The following is a 19,387-nucleotide window of genomic DNA, read 5'->3' as shown; positions in this document are numbered from 1 at the left end:
CCCGGAAATGCCCGGCCTTGCCTAGTCAAGAAACGCAATGATAGATTCGACTTTTGATTGATTTAAGCATTTTTCAAACCAACGTTATGAACCAAGTCGCACGCCGAAATGGTTTTGCAGGAGACGACCCGGCGCAGGCTATTGCCTGCGCTCTCCTGATCGCTTTCGAGGTCTTACTGTTCGTCAGTGGTAACGGCGAAGGCCCCGGGTTCGATTTTTCGTGTTTCTGGGGCGCGGGCAGGATGGCGCTCGATGGCCACGCGGCCGGCGCCTACGACTGGGAGCAACTGCATCGGCAACTCATCCTTCGGATGCCGCCGATCGATCAACTCCGGTATCCGTACGATCAGATTCCACTGCCGTTCTTTTATCCGCCGGTGTTTCTCCTGGCCCTGGCGCCCCTCGCATTGCTGCCGTTTCCGGTCGCGTTCTGGGTTTGGAGCATAGCAAAGCTGTTCTGCTGGCTCCTCGTCATCTATGCCATCCGACCGCGCCCCGGCGCCCTGCTGCTGGCACTCGCGACCCCGCCGGTCTTCTATGATGTGTTTCACGGCCAGACCGGGCTGCTTGCCTCGGCGCTGCTCGGCGGCATCCTGCTGACGTTGGACAGGCGGCCGCTCCTCAGCGGCTTCCTGATCGCACTGCTCGTCTTCAAACCTCAGTTCGGCGTCCTTCTGCCCTTCGTGTTGATTGCGACCAGGCGTTGGAACGTCATCATCACCGCAGCGTTGGCAACGCTTGCACTCGTGCTGCTCACCGGAGTGAGCTTCGGCTGGGATACGTTCAAGGCATTCGGCGAAGGGGCGACGACTGTATCGGCGCGGCTGCATGCTGGTGGAGGGGTCGCTTGGTATAACCTGTCGAGTGTTTATGGCCTGCTTAGGATGGCCGGCCTTGGTTACGGACTGGCCTGGTCGCTCCACATGGCCGTCGCGGCAGCCGCACTGGTTTGGGTGGTCGTGCTATGGCGTCGTAACGTCAGCTTCGCTCTTCAGGCGGCCAGCCTGCTAGCGGCAACGCCGCTGATGTCGCCCTACTTCGTCATCTACGATCTTCCGCTCCTGGCGATGGCGCTGGTCTTCCTGATGAAGGCTGACTTCGATCAGGGCTTGCTGGTCGCCAATCGGCGAGCCATCCGTATCGCCCTCGGCGTCATTGTCGTGCTGGGATACGCGTTCCCGTTCGTGCTCGTGCCCGTTGGTCCGTTCATGTGCGGAGCTGTCATCGCGATCATCTGGATGAAATGCAGGCAACCTGGTCTCAAGCCGGATCCGGCCTACGGCTGAGGAGGCCGACACCTGGCAATTGACGGACGGCTCGAACAGCACCCGTCAATTCGTCTTCGGCGCGAGCATCTTGCCTTCGATCTTGGGCAGATCATCTGTCGACGCCGACTTGTCGCCGCCGGCGCGGCGGGCGAGCTCGACCGTGAGCCGTTCGGCGGCCTCGGGCTGCATCAGGCCGAGGATGTCGGACATCTTGCGCGGCTGGATCTGCGAGGCGATCTGGTAGAGCACATTCATTTCCAGCCGATCGAACACTTTTGCGGCGTCCTTCGGCTTCATGTTCTCGTACATCGTGACGATGCCCTTGAAGCGCGCGGCGTCGGCCTCAGCCTTTGCCGCCGCATCGGCATTCGCCTTTGCATCATTGGCCTTGGCCTCCTCGACCTTGGCCTCGATGCGCTTCTCGGCGGCCTTCAGCAGGCTCTCGCGGATCTCGACCTCGCGGGCGCGCGTCTCGAGCTCCTGGCGGCGCGACTGCAGCCGCTCCAGGATCGCGCGTTCCGACGCAGACACCGGCGGCGGCGCATCCAGATTGACCACCACGCCATCGGGCTTGGGCGCCTCCGCGGCCGGTGCGGCCGGCTTCGGTGCCTCGTCCTTCTTCTCTTCCTTGCCGTGCACCGAACCCGTGATGTCGTTGGGATCGGCCTTGATCTTGCTGTCCGCCACCGCCTTGGGAGCGCCGGGGAAGTTGAAGTTCTGCTGCGCCCAGGAGGGGCCGGCCGGACCCGCCGGCGGCGCGTCATCGGCAAACACGTAACCGCCGTCGAGCACGAGGCCGGCGACCTTCAGCACCATCAGGCCGAAGATCGCGACCAGCACCACAGGCATCACTCTGATGTCACGAAGCAACTTCATGCAGCGAGGCCGCCGGCCCTCCTGCGCTCGGTGAAGGCTTCAGCCGCCGCGGCAACCGCGCGTGCGGCCGAAACCCTCGGCGCCGGCGCCGCTGGCGCGGCGGGCGCAGCAGCCGGTGCCGGCGCATGCGCGGGCTCCGGCGGCCGCGCGGCCATCGCGATCTTCGACAGGCGGCGCACCACACCATCGCCTTCCGCGAGCTGGTTCCTCAACTGCGCCGACATCTGCGTCGCCGCATCGAGCTGGTTGCCGAGGTTTTCGTTGACGTCGCGCACCGCGTGCTTCAGCCCGCCGATCGCCCGCTCGGCGATCTCGGTCGCGGTGATCAATTCGGCGATCGTCGCCTTCAGCGAATGCTCGTCCGCCTTCAGCCGCTGCAGCCGCTTGTTGAGCAGCCAGCAATAGCCGATCGTCAGCATCAGCAGCACGGCCACCAGACTCTCTATTGCTAGTCCAAGCACATGACTCATGGTGCCTCCATCATCTTGGTCCGCTCGTCCGCCTTCTCGAACATCGCGAAGGTGGTTTGGGGTTTACGCAAATTCTTGGTGACGCGGATCGCAACGCGGTCGCCGACGCGGCCCATGCGGCCTTCCGTCAGGGTCACGTTGCCGCAACGGACCGAGACCAGCGCGTCGGAGCGGATGTCCAGCGGCAGCGTGTCGCCGACCTTCAGCTTCATCAGTTCCTTCAGCGGGATATCGGCCTCGTACAGCACCGCGTCGACCGCAATCTCGGCCTGCGCCACTTCGGTCGCGAAATGGCCTTCCCAGATCGGGTCGCGACCGAACTTCTCGCCCATGAACATCTGCAACAGCACGTTGCGGATCGGTTCGATGGTGGCGTAGGGCAGCAGCAATTCGACATTGCCGCCGCGGTCTTCCATGTCGATGCGCAGGCGCACCAGGATCGCGGCATTGGCCGGGCGGCTGATGGCGGCGAAGCGCGGGTTGGTCTCGAGCCGGTCGATCGTGAAGGTCACCGGCGACAGCGGCCGGAACGCCTGCTCGGCGTCCGACAGCACCACCTCGACCAGCCGCTTGACCAGATTGGTCTCGATCGTGGTGTAGGGCCGGCCCTCGATCTTGAGCTGGGTCTGGCCGCGGCGACCGCCGAGCAGCACGTCGATCATCGAATAGATCAGATTGGAGTCGACCATGGCGAGGCCGAAATTCTCCCACTCCTCCGCCTTGAACACCGAGAGCACCGCGGGCAGCGGGATCGAGTTCATGTAGTCGCCGAAGCGCACCGAGGTGATGCGGTCGAGCGAGACTTCGACGTTGTCCGAGGTGAAATTGCGCAAGCTGGTCGTCATCAACCGCACCAGGCGGTCGAACACGATTTCGAGCATCGGCAGACGCTCGTAGGACACCATCGCGGAATCGATGATGGCGCGGATGCCGGAATGGTCGTCGAGGCTGACGTCGCCGACCGTGAAGCCGAGGAGATTGTCGATCTCCTCCTGCGACAGCACGCGCTCGCCATTGGTGTTCTTGCCGCCGAAGTCGCGGCTGCCGTCCTCGACCATGGCGGCCCATTGCAGCGCCATGTTCTCGGTGAGCTCGTTCTTGGCAGCTTCCGCCGCGGCCGTCGTGGGATCCTCGGAATCGAGCGAGGCTTCCCATTGGGCCGCAATGGCGTCCTGGTCCATCTGGTCGTTGCCGGCCATGGCTTTACATCCGCCCCGTCACTGGATCACGACTTCCTTGAACAGCACCGCGTTCACCTGGTTGGGTGCCAGCGCGAGGTTGACGCGCTTGGTCAGCTCTTCCTTGAGACGGAACAGGCCGGCCGAGCCGTTGAGGTCGCTCGGGCGCAGCTCGCGCATATAAGTCTGGAACAGGTCGGTGACGCGTGGCAGCGCCGGCTTGATCGCCTCGACCTGCTTCTCTTCCTTGATCTCGAGCACGAGCTTCAGCTTGAGATATTGCACCCGCTCGCCGGGCGCGCCGACCAGATTGACCAGCATGTCCGGGACGTCGATGAAGCTCGGCGGCTTCGGCGGCGGCGCTTCGGCGTGCTGCTCCTCGCCGTGACCGCGCATGAAGAAGAACCACCCGCCGGCGCCCGCGCCGAGCACGACGAGGAAGCCGACGACGGCAATGATCAGCTTGAGCTTGCCCTTCTTCGGAGCGGCTGCGCCCTCGCCGCTTTCAGTCTTTTCCTCGTCCGCCATCGTCCGCTCGCTTCAACCCGAAGGATGCGAACGCGATTTGCCCCAGCTTTGGCTTGAAGACGCGATACAAAGGCCGCCGGCGCACACGCGCCCCAATGCCGGCAACACTGGGGCCATAATGGTTAACGTAAGATTAGGATTTACCTTCCACTAGGAAAAAACTGCCGGGCAAACATGGTCAACAAGACCTTTCTGCCGCCCGGTACGGCGCCCGGCAAAACAACTAAGCCATTCAAACAGCTGAACATTTCAAGTTGGCACGGCTTTCGCTGAGAGGACGGCGTAACGAGCGGGTTTGGGAGAACCCAATGGTTACCGACGGTCCGAGGTAAGGGTTTGGGAGAACCACTGCATCGGATCACCTCACAGGGGAGAACCACCGATGCAGAATACGCTTCTGGTCGGACTATCGAAGCAGATGGTGCTGGAACGGCAGATGGATGTCGTTTCCAACAACATCGCGAACATGAATACCAACGGCTACAAGGCCGACCGCTCGCTGTTCCAGGAATATCTGTCCTCGAACGCGCATGAGGACAATTTCGCGTCCTCGGACCGCCGCGTCTCCTTCGTGCAGGACCGGGCGACCTTCCACGACTTCTCGCAGGGCCCGACCGAAGAGACCAAGAACCCGCTCGATGTCGCGATCGACGGCAACGCCTTCCTGGTGGTGCAGACGCCGGGCGGCGAACGCTACACCCGCGAAGGCAATCTGGCGATCAACAGTCGCGGCCAGTTGGTCACCGCCTCGGGCTACCAGGTGCTCGGCACCTCCGGCCCGATCACGTTCCAGCAGACCGACCACGACGTCAACATTGCCACCGACGGCAACATCAGCGTGCTCGAGGGCACGTCCCGTCTCGACTCGATCCGCGGCAAGCTGCGCCTGGTCTCGTTCGCGCAGGCCCAGCGCCTGCTCAAGGATGGCTCCAACCTCTATGTGCCCGGCGAAGGCACGCAGCCGCTGCCCGACACCAAGGCCCAGATCCGCCAGGGCTTCATCGAGAAGTCGAACGTCAATTCCGTCGTCGAAATGAGCCGCATGATCGAGATCACGCGGACCTACACCCAAATCGCCTCGCTGCTGCAGCAGCAGAGCGACCTGCACAAATCGGCGATCGAGAAGCTCGCCGACGTGCCGAACTGATCCGGGGGATTGACCGATGCGTGCACTCTACACTGCAGCGACCGGGATGGCGGCACAGGAACTCAGCGTTCAGGTGATCTCCAACAACATCGCGAACCTGCGTACCACCGGCTACAAGAAGCAGCGCGCCGCGTTCCAGGACCTGATCTACGACCACGTGCGCCGGGTCGGCGCGCAGGCCTCGGACCAGAACACCATCATGCCGATGGGCATCGACCTCGGCGGCGGCGTGAAGACCGTCGGCACCCCGCGCATGATGACCCAGGGCACGCTGTCGCCGACCGGCAACGATCTCGACATCGCGATCCGCGGCGAAGGCTTCTTCAAGATCCTGATGCCGGACGGCACCTTCACCTACACCCGCGACGGCTCGTTCCAGATGGACAACCAGGGCCGCATCGTCAATGCGCAGGGCAATCTCGTGCAGCCGACGATCACGATCCCGCAGAACGCCTCCGGCCTCACTATCAACGCGCAGGGCCAGGTCTCGGTGACGCTGCCGGGCCAGACCGCATCGACCAACATCGGCACGATCGGCCTGACCCGCTTCATCAACAAGGCCGGCTTGATGCCGATCGGCGACAATTTGTTCCAGGAAACGCCGGCTTCCGGCCAGCCGCAGGACGGCACCGCCAACACCGACGGTTATGGCGACATGCAGCAGAGCAGCCTCGAACAGGCCAACGTCGAGGTGGTTTCCGAAATCTCCGACCTGATCGCCGCGCAGCGCGCCTACGAGATGAACTCGAAGGTGGTCTCCGCGGCCGACCAGATGATGCAGTCGACCTCCAACCTGTTCCGCTGAGGACGATGTCGATGATCGCCCGCTCACTCCTGATCGCAGCCGCCCTCCTCGCGGTGACCGTGGCGCCAGCCGCCGCGCAAAGCCGCAGCGAGGCGATCGCGGTGCCGACGCTGCGCGCCAGCATCACGGTCGCGGACGACATCGTTCGGGTCGGCGACTTCATCGACAATGCCGGCAGCGCCGGCAGCATCGCGGTCTACCGCGCGCCCGACCTCGGAACCACAGGCACGCTGCCGGTCGCGCAGGTGCTGAACGTGCTGCGCGCGCACCAGGTGATCGGCGTCGACACCCGCGAGCTGAAGGAGATCACCGTCACGCGGCTCGCGCGCACCATCGACAGCAGGGAGATCGAGCAGCAGCTGTCGCGCGCGCTGGAGGGCCGCCACGGGCTCGGCAGGGCCGGCAACATCGCGCTGACCTTCGACCGCGACCCCGGTGACATCAGATTGGAGGCGACCAGCACCGGCGCGATGCAGCCGGTCGCGGTGCGCTACGACCCGCGCTCGACGCGGTTCGACGTCACCTTCGAGATCAGCAACGACGCCGGCACGGCACCGTACAAGATGCGCCTCACCGGCACCGCGATCGAGACCATCGAGGCCGCCGTGCTGACGCGCAACGTCGAGCGCGGCGACGTGCTGAAGGCCTCCGACCTGGTGATCGAGCGCCGCCCGAAGGCCGAGATCGGCAACGACGCGGCGGTCCGCGAAAGCTCGGTCGGCATGCAGATGCGCCGCCAGCTGCGCGCCGGCCAGGCGCTGCGCACGGCCGACATGGCGAAGCCCGATCTCGTCACCCGCGACCAGAACGTCACGCTGATCTACCGCACTGCCGGCATCTATCTCACCATCCGCGGCAAGGCGATGGATGGCGGCGCCGAGGGCGACGTCGTCAGCGTGATGAACTTGCAGTCCAAGCGTGCCGTCTCCGGCGTCGTCACCGGCCGCGGCGAGGTCTCGATCTCTGTCGCGACCCCGCGCGCAACGCCTGATGCCGATGCCACGTCTTCAAATTCCGCTCCCGTCAAGCTGAGTTCAGTCGCACCAAACGCCGAGTAAAGTTCATGTCCCAGTACCGTATCAACCGCCTCATCCTGGCCGGTGCGCTGCTCGCACTCGGCACGATCGCCAGCGGTTGCTCGTCGATCGACCGTCTCTCCCAGATCGGTGAAAAGCCGAAGCTGACAGAGATCGAGAATCCGACGGCGCAGCCCGGCTACAAGCCGGTGCAGATGCCGATGCCGAAGCCCGAGGTCGCCTCCTACAGCCCGAACTCGCTGTGGCGCAGCGGCTCCCGCGCCTTCTTCAAGGACCAGCGCGCGGCGCGCGTCGGCGACATCCTGACCATCACGGTGAACTTCACCGACAAGGCCGCGATCGCCAACGAAACCCAGCGCAGCCGCAGCAATAGCGAGGATTCCGGGGTCACCAACTTCCTGGGCTCGCAGACCATCACGCAGGCGAACAAGATCCTGCCCGGCAAGATCCTGACCGCCGAATCCACGGCCTCGAGCGACGGCAAAGGCTCGGTGAACCGCCAGGAGGCACTGCAGACCAGTGTCGCCGCCGTCGTCACCCAATTGTTGCCGAACGGCAATCTCGTGGTCGAGGGCAAGCAGGAGATCCGCGTCAACTTCGAAATCCGCGAGCTGATCGTGGCCGGCATCGTGCGCCCGGAAGACATCCAGAGCGACAACACCATCGACTCCTCGAAGATCGCCCAGGCCCGCATCGCCTATGGCGGCCGCGGCCAGATCACCGACGTGCAACAGCCGCGCTACGGCCAGCAGGTTCTCGACGTGCTCTTGCCCTTCTAACGGCATGATCCCGAAAAGTGGAAACCGGTCTTCGTAAAACGATCATGCCCAAGTAAAGACTTTTCGAGCTCCCACATCTCGTCGCGAACCTAGGCGCGGCGCGGTGTACCAACACGGCCCTCGCTAGCTCCCCTGGCGGGGGCCGTGGCATTCTTGTGACCGGTCGCATGCATTCGAGCGTTTTCGAGCGAAGTGGACACCGGTTCGCGTGAAGGAAACGCGTCAAAGCAGGAGTAGAGAGCCCCGTTCCGATTCCATCGGAACGGAAAGGGCTTGCTTGATCGCCGGGCGCCAGTCCGATACCGCTTCGCCGCAAGTCGCGCGATCGCCTTCTCGCTTCGTTAACCGTTGGGACAAGGTTAAGTAGCAGTCCCTCCGCTTGCAACGTAGCTAGACGACCACGCAGGGGTTGCAATTCGTGACGGTCATGCAAAGAGACGGTCGATATGCGGCGTGGTTTCGCACACCGCGCGGCGAAGGCACCGGAATAGTCCAGCTCGCAAATGGCAAGATCAGTGGCGGCGACGCCATGTTCACCTATGGCGGCTCCTATCAACTCGATGAGGACCGCTTCACGGCGGTCCTGACGACGCACCGATATGCCGACGGGCCGTCCACCACCGTGTTCGGGTGCGACGAGGTCGAAGCGCAGCTGACCGGCACCTTCAGCGGCAATCGCGCGGTGTGCTCGGGCACGGCCAAGCAGGCCCCCGGCGTGCTGTTCGAAGCGACGCTGTTCCTGCAGCAACAGGAACAGGCGCCCGCTCCCGGCCCCAGGACCACGGCAACGCGCGCGGATGTGGCGAGGCTGCCGAAGCTCCCCGACCGCCGCACGCCCGTCGTGACCCGGCGCTTCAGCTAGAGCCTCGTTCCGATTCAATCGGAACGAGGCTCTAGATTCTTGTTTTGACGCGTTTTCTTCACGCGAACCGGTATCCACTTCGCTCGAAAACGCTCTGATCGGCCGTCAATCCCGATGGCATCTCCGCCCCTTCAGGCGTACCATCGCGCCTGCGCGAAGCGCAGCCCGATCGATGCAGCCGGAAGGAGGAACGCATGTATGCCGCCATCCGTCACGCCAAGGCGAAGACTGGTAGCGCCGAAGAACTCGCGCGCCGGATCAAGGAAGGCGCAATTCCGATCATCAGCGACGTCGAAGGCTTCATGGCCTATTACGTGGTCTATGCCGGCGACGACACCGTCACCGCGATCAGCGTCTTCAACAATTATGCCGGCGCCGAGGAAGCCAACCGCCGCGCGCTGGCCTGGATCGATGAGAATCTCGGTCCATTGCTGATCGGGCAGGCCACCGCGGTTGCGGGTCCAGTGATCGTGCACACGAAGGCGTAGGGGCCGCAACCGGGTAGCGGGTCCAGTGATCGTGCATACGAAGGCATAGGGGCCGTTTCCCCGGCAAGCTTCACCCGGCAGAACTTTCCTGCGGCACGTTTGGCGCGTGCCGCACCATCGCGATCTCCTTGAAATTGCTGACGCGACGGATGGCACGCCATTTGCTCCGCGATTGCGGCATTGCAATGGGGACTGCGCGCGCAGATGACGTCGATCTCGGCCTTCGGCCCGGTCACAGCCAGCATGACGACTGGCGCACTGAAGAAACCGCTGGCTGCGGACGCCATCGGATCGACGCAAGCCGCCGCCGGCAGCCCATCCGACGACAGCGTCGAGCAGAAGTTTCTCAAATACGCGCAGATGAGCCCAATGGACCGCATGCGCGCGAACATCCTCAAGGGCATGGGCCTGTCGGAGCAAGATCTGAAGACCATGACGCCGGATCAGCGCGCCGCGGTCGAGCAGAAGATCAAGGAGCTGATCGAGCAGGCGTTCCAGAAGAACGCCGGCAAGGCCGGTCAGGCGGTCGACATCTCGGCCTAGCTTGGCTCCGCGCCGACCGCATCACCCGGCATCCGGCCTGTCGCTCAGGACAATGAAGACCTTGCCGTCGAAGTCGTAGCGCGCGACCTCGCGCATGCCAAGCCGCAGATGCGCCTTGAGCGAGCGCGGATTGTCTTCCCTGATGAAAAGGATCGCCTCGCGGCCGGGAAACGTCGCCTGAAGCCTGGCGTAGAGCGCCTCGAGAACGCCGAGACCGCGGGCGTCCGCGGAGACGCACACGGGGCCGTATACATACGCATCGGGTCCCCCCGGCCAGGCCTTCAGCATGGCCTGTACCGGCGCGGCCGCGTCGAATCCTTTCTCCGACGTCAGGAGCGCGCCGAGCAGCCCGCCCTCGTCACTGGTCGCGATGATGATCGATTGCCCGCCGGCAATGCGCCTCTCGATCACCTCACGCGGCCATTGCCCGAGCAGCATCCCGCCGCGATCACCGGCGTTGGCCATCAGCAGCGCGGCGATCGCCTCCGCGTCCGACAATGTAGCGAGCCTGGTCTCGATCATCACGGATGGACCGTATCCGCAGGCCGCAGGCCGGCGCTGCTCATGCCTTCTTCTTCGCGGTTGCGCGCTCGGCAGTGGCCACCTTCTTCGCCGGCTTCCTGCCCGATTTCTTCGACTTGGCCTGGTTGAGCTCGATCGCGGCGCGGATCAGGGCCTTCAGCGCGCGGTCGTTGATCTTGTCGCCCTCGAACAGATCGATCGCGCGCCGCACATTGCCCTCGAAGCCGGTGTTGAACAGCTTGTCGGGGTCCGGAAGTTGCGCGCCATACATGAAGGTCAGCTTCACCTTGCCCTTGTGGGCGTTGCCGACCGCGATGATGCCGTCGCACGACCACACCGGGCTGCCCATCCACTTCCATTCCTCGATGATTTCAGGGTCGGCGGCGAGGATGCTCTTGCGCAGGCCGGCGAGCGTCTTGCCGCGCCAGTCGGTGAGATCCTCGATCATCCGGTCGATATGTTCCGATGCCGTCATCGCTGCCTCGCGTTCCCTGCCCGTCCCATGCAATCACACTTGTGATGCGGAGGTCGATCCCCCCTGCATCCGCCGCGGCGCCATGTATGGCAGCAAGAACAGATACAGGCCGCTCAGCAACATGAAGATCAGCGGGAACAGCGCCAGCAGGCCGATCCAGACGGCCTGCTGCTGCAAAACCATCGCGCCGATGTTGATGATGACGGCGACCGTAAAGGCGATCGAGAGCCAGCGGTGAAATTGCCTGATCCAGTTGTTCCAGTTCAATGTGACCTCCTGTTGGATGGTGTGTGCAAAATCGTCATTGCGAGGAGCGAAGCGACGAAGCAATCCATCTATCCGTGTGTACGGCGGTCTGGATTGCGTCGCTTCGCTCGCAATGACGAGGCAGAGAGAGAGAGAGACGGTCAGCCTTCCCGCACCAGCAGCTGATCGAGATTCTCGAGGAACTGCTTCCACCCCGCATGGGCGCCGCCATAGGCCTGCTTCTGATGCGGCTGGAAGCCGGACTGCTCGACGCGCAGATGGGTGCCCTTCGCGGTCGGCGTCAGCGTGAAGACCACCACGCTCTCGAGATTGTAGGCGGCATCTTCATGCGCGAAATTCCAAGTGTAGGACAGCGTCCTGTGCGGCTCCACAGTGAGCACCTTGCAGTCCAGCACACCGCCCCACTCGCCGCGCAGATTGAAGCTGTGCCCGACCTCGGGCTTGAAGTCGTTCTTCATCAGCCACTCCTCCATCAGATGCGGTTGCGTCAGCGCGCGCCAGAGCTTTTCCGGCGGATGAGGAAATTCACGCTCGACGATCGCGGAGCGGATCTCGGTGGTGGTCTTGTTCATTGGTCCATCCTTTTGAGGAGATCTTCGAGGTGATCGAACCGGTTCTGCCAGAAGCCCGCCATCTGGCTGGTCCAGTCGATCAGCGGCGCCAGCGCACCAAGCTGCGCGCTGTAATGCGTCTGCCTTCCTTCATGGCGGTCGCGCACCAGCCCGGCCTGCTTCAGCACACCGAGATGTTTCGACACCGCCGGCTGCGAGATCTTTGCCCGCGCCGTCAGCGCGCCCACGGTCTGCTCGCCTTCGCGGCACAGGCGCTCGAAGATCGCCCGGCGGGTCGGGTCTGCGAGGGTTCGAAACAGCACGTCGTGAGCGTCAGGCATTGCAATCAATAACCCGTTGGTTATGGATTAACGCATAACTGAACAGTTATGGATTGGTCAAGCGAAAAGTTGAGGAAAGCCGCATGGTGCCCTGGCTGACCATTTTCGGCCAGCCTGATGCAAGATCGGCCACCCCGACAGATCCATATCTAACTGGTTATGTGATGGCCGCTGATTTGCTTGTCGGGGCGAAACGAGATGCGAAGCTCGGACAGGTCACGTCGCGTGAATGCGGAAGTATGCCTCACAGCTCGCGCAACACACTCGGTGTCGTCCTGGCGAAAGCCAGGACCCATTACCCCAAACTTCAGTTGTTGCGCGACCCTGGTGCCGCGATCCCGTTCATCACCGAATTCGGTGGTTATGGGTCCTGGCTTTCGCCAGGACGACAGTGATGAATGTGGCGCCCGCGAGCACACGAATGCAACTCGTTGCGAAGCCACGGCGCCTGACCTACAGATATCGCGCGGATGCGGTCCCCGTTCACGGAGAACCTTGATGTGCCAACTCTGCGAGATCACGCCTTCCAGCCGAACCTCCCGACGTTTTTTCCTTGCTGCCGCGGCGTGCGCCGCAGCCGGCCTTGCCCTCGCGCCGGCTGCGACGGCCAAGGAGACAAAATCGCCGCCGAAGCCGCAGAACGTGCTGCCGCCGGACGCCGCGCTCGACCGGCTGGTGAAGGGCAATCTGCGCTACGTCGAAGGCGTTTCGCGGCGGCATGATTTCAAGCACGAGCGCGAGGCGCTGGCCGGCGGACAGAACCCGTTCGCCGGCATCCTGAGCTGCGCGGACTCCCGCATCGCACCGGAATACGCCTTCGACACCGGCCGCGGCGATCTGTTTGTCTGCCGCGTCGCCGGCAATTTCGCCAGCGACGAAATGATCGCGAGCCTCGAATACGCGTCGTCGGTGCTCGGCGTGCCGCTGTTCATGGTGCTCGGCCACGACAGCTGCGGGGCGGTCGACGCCGCGATCAAATCGCTGAAGGACAACACCACCCTGCCCGGCCACCTGCCCTCGCTGGTCACCGCGATCGCGCCGGCGGTGAAGGCGACCGAGGGCAAGCCGGGCGACCGGCTCGGCAACGCGATCAGGCAAAACGTCATCGACAACGTCGCGAAGCTGAAGGCGGCGACACCGATCCTCAGCGCCGCGGTCGATCAGGGCAAGCTTCGGATTGTCGGCGCGGTCTACCGGCTGACCGACGGCAAGGTCGAGCTTGTCACCGACGCCAAGCGACCGGCGACTTGAACCTCGGCGCTACCTGCGACCACTGAAGCCTTATGACGACCTGGAGAAGGCGGATGTGGCGCCGGCGCGGATGGATGGCTGGAGCGCTGCTGCTGGTCGTGGCCTCATTGCCGGCGCGCGCCGGTATCGAGCCCTGCAACACGGCGCAGATGCGGATCGAAATGACCGCGTTGCTCCGCCGTGCCGCGGAGGACCGGCCGGTCAACATCACCTTCGCGACGCGGGCCGACGGCGTGCAGCTGCCCGCCGCCCTGATCGAGAAATACCCCGAGGAGATCACGATCATCCTGCAGCACGAATTCGATCGCCTCGTGGTGAACGATGACGGCTTCGAGGTCGGCGTCTGGTTCAGTCGCAAATATGCCAGGCTCGCCGTTCCGTTCGACGCGATCAGGAGCCTGTGGGACGGCAAGGTTCTGATGTGCACGAACAATCAACTGTAGCAGCGGTGACCTTCAAGCTGGCGAGGATGAAAAGTCAGGCGAACGTCGCTCCACGCACTCCGTGCCGTCCCTGCCTGGGGCGCGGACTCATAACGCGCGGCCAGCCATAGGCGGGATTGATCGACAGTGCGAGAGCTTGCTAAGGCCGATGATATCATCGAATAGCACGCCCCACTCGTTGCGGCGTGTTTGTCCGCCGCTGGTGCATCGCATAGCCGCGGCCGGCTTCCAAGTCTCAACAAAGCCGCGACTCGGTCAGATTAAAGCGGCCGGCGCGGAGAACCGCGATGGGACGGAAGCCGCTCTCTGTCAGGAGCCGATGATATTCCCTTTCGGTCCGTTCCCGTCCACCTGGACCGCGCAGCATGTTTAAATCGCTCATCGCGCACGACCTGCCCGCGTCATCGGTACCGGGCAATTCCGGCATCGCACGTTCGACTAATAGCAATCTGCCTTTTTGTGGAAGCGCTTTGCGGCAGTTTCCCAAAATGATGCGGCTGCGCTCGTCATCCCAGTCGTGAATAATGCTTTTCAAGATGATCGCATCGGCCACTGCAGGCACCGCGTGAAAGAAATCGCCTGCAACAAAGTCGACGCGGTCGGAGATTCCGAGGTGACCGAAGTTCTGGTTGGCGGCGTCGGCGCACCTCGGCAGATCGAAAACCGTTCCTTTGATATTCGAGTATTCTCTCGCCACGGCGCCCATGAGTTCCCCGGAGCCGCCTCCGACGTCCATCAAGTGGGAGATCGTGCCAAAGTCGTAGGCCTGCAGGAGATCGTGCGTGACGAGCCGTGTCAGGTCTGTCATCGCTTCATTGAATATCCGCACATGCTCTGGCGTGCGCGCCATCAGATCGAAATTGTCGTCGACGTCCTGGAGTTGGGCAGCCGTCTTCCCCGACATGATCGAATCCAGAAGACCATCCCACCTCCTGACCAGCATGGAGCCTTCAAAGATGACCCAGTACTTGAACGATCCTTCAGCAGCACCGTCGAGCCCGGCCCCCAGTTCGTTTAGCAAGTAGCGGCCTTCGCCGACGCGAGAGCAAATGCCGACGGTCGAGAGAGCGACGAGCAAGCGGGCCAGTGCGTCCCGGTCCGCGTGGGTTCGACTCGCGAGTTCTTCGACCGTTCGCGGTCCGTCGCGCAGCAGTTCGGCAAGGCCCAGCCTGGCAGCGACATAGATCACAGCCGTCACACGGTGCGATTGAACAAGATCCAACAACTTTTCGCGGTGATCGGTGGTCATGTGCCGCCCTAGTCCTCGATCGGGAATCCAGATGCCCTCACGATCGGCCCCCAGCGGTCTAAGTCGGCGCGCTGGATATGTTTAAGTTCGTCCGAAGTCGTTCCTGTCGGCTCGCAGCCCATTGCATGAATCTTTGCGCGCATTTCGGGATCGCTCCCGATTGCAATGATCTCCTTTCCCAGGCGCTCAACGAACTGACGGGAAGAATGGGCAGGCGCATAGAATGCGAACCATCCGGACGCATCGATATCGATCCCGCTCTCCTTGAGAGTCGCGGTTTGGGGCAGGAAGGAAGATCGAGCGGTGGCTGCGGTGGCGATGATGCGTATGCCACCGCCTCCATGTTGCTCCAGGAGCTCGGAAACAAATGCCATATACATCGGGACCCTGCCGGCCAGCACATCCGGGAGGGCAGCAGGCGTACCTTTGTAGGGCGTGTGGCGCAGGTTCAGGCCTGTGATCCGGCCAAACTCGCCGCAGATGAAATGAGGTGCTGTACCCGCTCCGGGCGAGCCGTACACGGCCTGTGCGGGATTGGCTTTCATCCAGTCGATGAGCTCTTGCGCTGAATGGATAGGCAGCTTCCCGCTGACCGCTAGAGCCAGATCGACCGTCATCACCTGCGAAAGGGGTACAAAGTCGCGCTCTGCATCGTATCCCAAGCTCCTGAAGAGATGCGGCTGGAGCGTGAATTGCGAAGCGGAAGCAAACAGCACTGTCTCCTCGCCCGGTGCGGCATTCTTGACTGCCTGAGCGCCGATGCGCCCGCCAGCGCCAGCAAGGTTCTCCACAATCGCCACCTTGCCGAGCCTGATGTGGAGCTGCTCGGCAAACAGCCGAGCGATCGAATCTCCCGATCCGCCAGGCGCGAACGGAAACACGATCCTCAGCGGCCGGTCGGCGGCAATAACGGGTAGCGGAAGAGCCAGAGCCGAAAACCCGGCCAGTATGGCGCGACGCGAGTAAAGCTGCATGGCGTTCTCCATGTGCTTCGGACAGCAACGCAATGATCCGGCCGGCTTTCCATCTCGCTATTCTGAAGCAACAGCGCTATAACCCGAAATTGCATTTTCCTATCGGGCTATAACGTGAGGTGAATACCCATGCAGTGGCACGACCGCATCGGCCGACGCCTACGCCTCAAGGATCTGCATACGCTGCAGACCGTCGCAGAGGTCGGCAGCATGGCCAAAGCGTCTCACCGTCTTGGATTGTCGCAGCCTGCAATCTCCAAAGCCATCACCGACATGGAGCACGCCGTCGGGGCTGCGCTGCTGGATCGCACCTCGCGCGGGGTTGAACTCACTGAATGCGGTCGCCTTCTTGTCGATCGCACGCGCGTCGTTTTCGACGAAATAAAGCTAGGTGTTACCGACATTGTGCAAAGATCAGATCCGGCGCAAGGGCTCGTTGCGATCGGTACAACAGAGCCGGTCACCGCCATCGTTACAGAAATTATCGGACATCTCGTCCGCAGATATCCAGGCATCAGGTATCATATCACGATAGGTGATCGGGATGCGCTGGAGCATGCTCTGCGCCAGAGAATGCTAGATCTGGCCATAACGCGCTGGGCGCCGTTGCCGGTCGCGGACGATTTGTCCGCGGAGGTGCTGTTTAGATCCTCCCTTGCGGTGATGGCGGAGCGACGGCATCCGCTCCTGCGATCGAGGAAGAAGTTGAAGCTCGCAGAACTTATGCAAGAGCAATGGACGCTCTCGCCGCCCGATTCTTTTTTGGGGCGTACCGGCGTCGAGCTATTCCGGCGACATAACCTGCCGCTTCCGCCGACGACCGTCACCACGATTTCAATCTACATGCGGTTGAATCTGTTGGCGAGCAGCCGGTTTATAACCCTATTGCCCATGCAGATACTCAGAATGCGATCGAGTAGCGCATGGCTGCGCGCGCTGAACGTCGATCTTGGCGATACTTCTGCCCCGATAGCCTCAATCACCTTGAAGGGACGACGGGCCGGAGGTGCCGTCAAATTATTCCAAGAGGCCAGCCGGGAGGTCTGTAAGGCGCTGGTTGGAGTGAGCTGATTGGTCCGAGCGGACTGTTCATAAGCGGACCTGACGATTTTATGGGCGCCCTAGTGCGCAATTGCGCACTAGGCAGGGACGACATCCTCATGTGGAAACACGCTCGTCGACACAACGTCACCTCAGGTGAATGTCGCTTCCACCTTGCCGAGCCCATCGAGCTCCATCACGACAGTGTCGCCTGCCTTCAGCCACACCGTCTTGACCAGGCTGCCGGTCAGCACGATCTGGCCGGCATGCAGGCCGCGGCCCTCGGCGGCGAGATGATTGGCGAGCCAGGCGAGCGCGTTGTGGGGATGGCCGAGCACGTCGGCGCCGGTGCCGCGCCCCTCCTCCTTGCCGTTGACGATCGCGCGTCCGGTGACCTTGCGCAGATCGGGCACGGTGATGCGCGGCACGGCCTCGCCGAGCACGCAGCCGGCGGCGAAGAAGTCGTCGGCGATCAGCGTCGGCGCGCCGAGCGTCTCCCATTTGACGTAGCGGTCGTCGACGATCTCGATCGCCGGATAGTACGCATCGATGGCCTCCGCGACCCATTCGGCGGTGAACGGCGCTTCGCCGGGCGCGAGACTGCGCGCCAGCCGCACCGCGATTTCGCACTCGACGCCGACATGGACGAAGTCGGCCGCCGGCAGCTTCACGCCGCTGTCATGCACGACCTTCTCGAACACCCCGCCGCCGCAGGGGTGCGGGATGTTGATGTACTCCTGCATCACCGCGCTGGTGCAGCCGATCTTGTAGCCGACGAGGCTGCCGACCTGCGGCTGCAGCAAATCGTGCAGCGCGTACTGCACGCGATAGCCCTCGGCCTCGTCAAGCGGCACGACGTCTTTGGCGAGCGCCTTGAGCGGCGCGCGACTGCGGCGCGCGCTGGCGATCGCCTTTGCGGCCGCGAGGACCCGTTCCATCTGCGCAGCCTCCCTGGTGTTCTCGGCGCGGGGGCGCCGCCGTCTGCTCGCTGCAATTCAGCACTCGCCGACGCATCTGGCAAGCACGCCGGACGGGAGCAGCCGTCAGGCCTTGACCAGGCCGAGCCTGATCAGGCTCTCGGCGGTCACAACGATCATCTCCTCGTTGCCGCGCGGACGCCAGCCGAGCAGGTTCTGCGCCTTGGCGCTGGTCGAGCGGCGCACCTTGCCGAGCAGCGGCAGGGCGGCGCGGGCCAGCGGGTTGCGCCGCGCGGCGAGCCGCATCATCCAGTCCGGCGCCTGGAACCGGGGCACGCGCCGCGCCTTGCTGCCGAGCTTCCTGCGCAGCAGGCGGGCCACCTGCAGCACCGACATGGTGTCGCCGGCGACCGCGAGGAACCGCTCCCCCCTGGCTTTCGGCGAGGTCATAGCGCGCAGGTGCAGGTCGGCGACATCGCGCACGTCGACGAGGCCGAAATGGATCCGAGGCACCGCCGGCATCGCGCCGTCGAGCAGCGCCTTGATGATGCCGATCGACTCCGAGAAATCAGGCCCGAGCGCCGGGCCGAATACCGCGGTCGGATTGACCACGGCAAGCTCGAGGCCATTGCCCTCGCGCGCGATGAAATCCCAGGCGGCGCGCTCGGCCAGCGTCTTCGATTTGGGATAGGCCTGCACGTCAGGACCCTGGAGATTGGTCCAGACCGTCTCGTCGAACGGCGCCGCTTGCGGCGGATGGCCGTAGCCGATCGCAGCGAACGACGATGTGATGACGACACGCTTGACGCCGGCGTCGCGTGCCGCGCGCAACACCCGCAACGTTCCTTCCCGCGCCGGAACGATCAGCTCGTTCTCGTCCTCAGGCGCATGCGCGCCGAGCGGCGATGCGACATGCAGCACGTAATCGCACCCCGTGGCCGCCTCGCGCCAGCCGTCGTCGCGCATAAGGTCGGCGGAGACGAAGCCGACCTGGTCGGCCGCAAGCGCGCCCCCCTCGCGCAGCATCGCGATCACGTCCGTGCTGCGATCCGGATTGCGCAGCGTGGTTCGCACCTGATGCCCGCCCGTCGGCAAGCAGCTGCAGGATGGTATGCACGCCGATGAAACCGGATCCGCCCGTGACCAAAACCGTGCTCATGTCGCTGCCCTCTTCATGGTTCGGCAGGTGGGGCACATGTCGCGCCGCCCACCCTGCACAGGCCGCATCTGGTCACTATCTGACGTGGGACAAGTAGAATGAAATTCGAGACCGGTATGGAAACAATACCAGCGAACTGTGTGACGGCGGTGAATGCGAGAGCTGCCCGACCGATCCCGATCTGCTGATCGAGTTCAAGCATGCGATCCACGCGCT

General features: G+C 63.5%; 24 protein-coding genes and 1 pseudogene. 12 read left to right on the top strand and 13 right to left on the bottom strand.

Annotation, left to right across the window (positions count from 1 at the left end):
- Positions 1-86: 86 nt before the first annotated feature.
- Positions 87-1,286 (top strand): glycosyltransferase family 87 protein, encoded by a 1,200-nt coding sequence (locus XH92_RS17910; RefSeq protein ID WP_194460381.1) that lies wholly within the window; start codon positions 87-89, stop codon positions 1,284-1,286.
- Between the two features lie 45 nt (positions 1,287-1,331).
- Here XH92_RS17910 and XH92_RS17905 read toward each other — a convergent pair whose 3' ends face one another.
- Genes XH92_RS17905 through fliL form a run of 4 tightly spaced genes read right to left on the bottom strand, consistent with a single transcriptional unit; the run spans position 1,332 to position 4,320 of the window.
- Entirely contained in the window at positions 1,332-2,144 is an 813-nt protein-coding gene (locus XH92_RS17905; RefSeq protein WP_194460380.1) for a MotE family protein, read from the bottom strand.
- Entirely contained in the window at positions 2,141-2,614 is a 474-nt protein-coding gene (locus XH92_RS17900) for a DUF6468 domain-containing protein (RefSeq protein ID WP_194460379.1), read from the bottom strand. Before XH92_RS17900 ends, XH92_RS17905 begins: the two co-directional genes overlap by 4 nt.
- The gene (fliM, locus tag XH92_RS17895; RefSeq protein WP_194460378.1) at positions 2,611-3,813 is read right to left on the bottom strand and encodes a flagellar motor switch protein FliM; all 1,203 of its coding nucleotides are present in this window, start codon (positions 3,811-3,813) and stop codon (positions 2,611-2,613) included. The genes XH92_RS17900 and fliM overlap by 4 nt, the downstream gene beginning before the upstream one ends.
- A gap of 18 nt (positions 3,814-3,831) precedes the next feature.
- Positions 3,832-4,320, bottom strand: a complete 489-nt coding sequence (gene fliL / locus XH92_RS17890) for a flagellar basal body-associated protein FliL (protein WP_194460377.1) — start codon at positions 4,318-4,320, stop codon at positions 3,832-3,834.
- Between the two features lie 382 nt (positions 4,321-4,702).
- Here fliL and flgF point away from each other — a divergent pair, with 382 nt between their 5' ends.
- From flgF to XH92_RS17855, 7 genes are all read left to right on the top strand, one after another.
- Positions 4,703-5,467: a flagellar basal-body rod protein FlgF gene (flgF, locus tag XH92_RS17885; protein WP_194460376.1), complete on the top strand. Its 765-nt coding sequence runs from the start codon at positions 4,703-4,705 to the stop codon at positions 5,465-5,467.
- A gap of 16 nt (positions 5,468-5,483) precedes the next feature.
- The gene (gene flgG, locus XH92_RS17880; protein WP_194460375.1) at positions 5,484-6,272 is read left to right on the top strand and encodes a flagellar basal-body rod protein FlgG; all 789 of its coding nucleotides are present in this window, start codon (positions 5,484-5,486) and stop codon (positions 6,270-6,272) included.
- Positions 6,273-6,283: 11 nt separating this feature from the next.
- Complete coding sequence (gene flgA / locus XH92_RS17875; protein WP_194460374.1) at positions 6,284-7,330, top strand: flagellar basal body P-ring formation chaperone FlgA; 1,047 nt, start codon at positions 6,284-6,286, stop codon at positions 7,328-7,330.
- 5 nt (positions 7,331-7,335) lie between these two features.
- Positions 7,336-8,088, top strand: coding sequence for a flagellar basal body L-ring protein FlgH (gene flgH, locus XH92_RS17870; protein WP_194460373.1), 753 nt, complete (start codon positions 7,336-7,338; stop codon positions 8,086-8,088).
- Between the two features lie 427 nt (positions 8,089-8,515).
- Entirely contained in the window at positions 8,516-8,950 is a 435-nt protein-coding gene (locus tag XH92_RS17865) for a hypothetical protein (RefSeq protein WP_246788474.1), read from the top strand.
- Positions 8,951-9,144: 194 nt separating this feature from the next.
- Complete coding sequence (locus tag XH92_RS17860) at positions 9,145-9,438, top strand: antibiotic biosynthesis monooxygenase (RefSeq protein ID WP_194460371.1); 294 nt, start codon at positions 9,145-9,147, stop codon at positions 9,436-9,438.
- Positions 9,439-9,618: 180 nt separating this feature from the next.
- On the top strand, positions 9,619-9,981 hold the full coding sequence (locus tag XH92_RS17855) for a hypothetical protein (RefSeq protein ID WP_194460370.1): 363 nt from the start codon (positions 9,619-9,621) through the stop codon (positions 9,979-9,981).
- Positions 9,982-10,002: 21 nt separating this feature from the next.
- Here XH92_RS17855 and XH92_RS17850 read toward each other — a convergent pair whose 3' ends face one another.
- The 5 genes from XH92_RS17850 to XH92_RS17830 form a co-directional block, all read right to left on the bottom strand.
- Positions 10,003-10,503: a GNAT family N-acetyltransferase gene (locus XH92_RS17850; RefSeq protein WP_194460369.1), complete on the bottom strand. Its 501-nt coding sequence runs from the start codon at positions 10,501-10,503 to the stop codon at positions 10,003-10,005.
- A 40-nt stretch (positions 10,504-10,543) separates the two neighbouring features.
- On the bottom strand, positions 10,544-10,978 hold the full coding sequence (locus XH92_RS17845) for a DUF1801 domain-containing protein (protein WP_194460368.1): 435 nt from the start codon (positions 10,976-10,978) through the stop codon (positions 10,544-10,546).
- A 33-nt stretch (positions 10,979-11,011) separates the two neighbouring features.
- Positions 11,012-11,245, bottom strand: a complete 234-nt coding sequence (locus tag XH92_RS17840; RefSeq protein WP_194460367.1) for a hypothetical protein — start codon at positions 11,243-11,245, stop codon at positions 11,012-11,014.
- 140 nt (positions 11,246-11,385) lie between these two features.
- Positions 11,386-11,817 carry an SRPBCC domain-containing protein gene (locus XH92_RS17835; RefSeq protein WP_194460366.1) on the bottom strand — a complete coding sequence of 144 codons (432 nt, stop codon included), beginning with the start codon at positions 11,815-11,817 and terminating at the stop codon, positions 11,386-11,388.
- Positions 11,814-12,137, bottom strand: coding sequence for a helix-turn-helix transcriptional regulator (locus tag XH92_RS17830; protein WP_050403489.1), 324 nt, complete (start codon positions 12,135-12,137; stop codon positions 11,814-11,816). The genes XH92_RS17835 and XH92_RS17830 overlap by 4 nt, the downstream gene beginning before the upstream one ends.
- Before the next feature lie 83 nt (positions 12,138-12,220).
- Between XH92_RS17830 and XH92_RS17825 the strand changes: the two genes are divergently transcribed.
- The 3 genes from XH92_RS17825 to XH92_RS17815 all read left to right on the top strand — a co-directional run bounded on the left by XH92_RS17825 (position 12,221) and on the right by XH92_RS17815 (position 13,831).
- Positions 12,221-12,532 (top strand): hypothetical protein, encoded by a 312-nt coding sequence (locus XH92_RS17825; RefSeq protein ID WP_194460365.1) that lies wholly within the window; start codon positions 12,221-12,223, stop codon positions 12,530-12,532.
- Positions 12,533-12,635: 103 nt separating this feature from the next.
- A complete protein-coding gene (locus XH92_RS17820) occupies positions 12,636-13,388 on the top strand; it encodes a carbonic anhydrase (RefSeq protein ID WP_194460364.1) in 753 nt (250 codons plus the stop codon).
- 74 nt (positions 13,389-13,462) lie between these two features.
- Entirely contained in the window at positions 13,463-13,831 is a 369-nt protein-coding gene (locus XH92_RS17815; RefSeq protein WP_194460363.1) for a ClpXP protease specificity-enhancing factor SspB, read from the top strand.
- Positions 13,832-14,066: 235 nt separating this feature from the next.
- On the opposite strand, the gene XH92_RS17810 is transcribed toward XH92_RS17815, so the two are convergent.
- Complete coding sequence (locus XH92_RS17810) at positions 14,067-15,080, bottom strand: methyltransferase (RefSeq protein ID WP_194460362.1); 1,014 nt, start codon at positions 15,078-15,080, stop codon at positions 14,067-14,069.
- Positions 15,081-15,088: 8 nt separating this feature from the next.
- Positions 15,089-16,054, bottom strand: a complete 966-nt coding sequence (locus tag XH92_RS17805) for a tripartite tricarboxylate transporter substrate-binding protein (protein ID WP_194460361.1) — start codon at positions 16,052-16,054, stop codon at positions 15,089-15,091.
- 129 nt (positions 16,055-16,183) lie between these two features.
- Here XH92_RS17805 and XH92_RS17800 point away from each other — a divergent pair, with 129 nt between their 5' ends.
- A complete protein-coding gene (locus tag XH92_RS17800; RefSeq protein ID WP_194460360.1) occupies positions 16,184-17,125 on the top strand; it encodes a LysR family transcriptional regulator in 942 nt (313 codons plus the stop codon).
- Positions 17,126-17,247: 122 nt separating this feature from the next.
- On the opposite strand, the gene XH92_RS17795 is transcribed toward XH92_RS17800, so the two are convergent.
- Together XH92_RS17795 and XH92_RS17790 are read right to left on the bottom strand one after the other, a co-directional pair.
- Entirely contained in the window at positions 17,248-18,033 is a 786-nt protein-coding gene (locus tag XH92_RS17795) for a 2-keto-4-pentenoate hydratase (protein ID WP_194460359.1), read from the bottom strand.
- A 105-nt stretch (positions 18,034-18,138) separates the two neighbouring features.
- Positions 18,139-19,171: pseudogene (locus XH92_RS17790) on the bottom strand (SDR family oxidoreductase).
- Between the last annotated feature and the right edge of the window lie 216 nt (positions 19,172-19,387).

This window comes from Bradyrhizobium sp. CCBAU 53421 (genome assembly GCF_015291625.1).
In the GTDB taxonomy this organism is placed as follows: Bacteria; Pseudomonadota; Alphaproteobacteria; order Rhizobiales; family Xanthobacteraceae; genus Bradyrhizobium.
The sequence above is the reverse complement of the archived record's forward strand: the minus strand, read 5'-3'. Positions and strand labels throughout refer to the sequence as shown.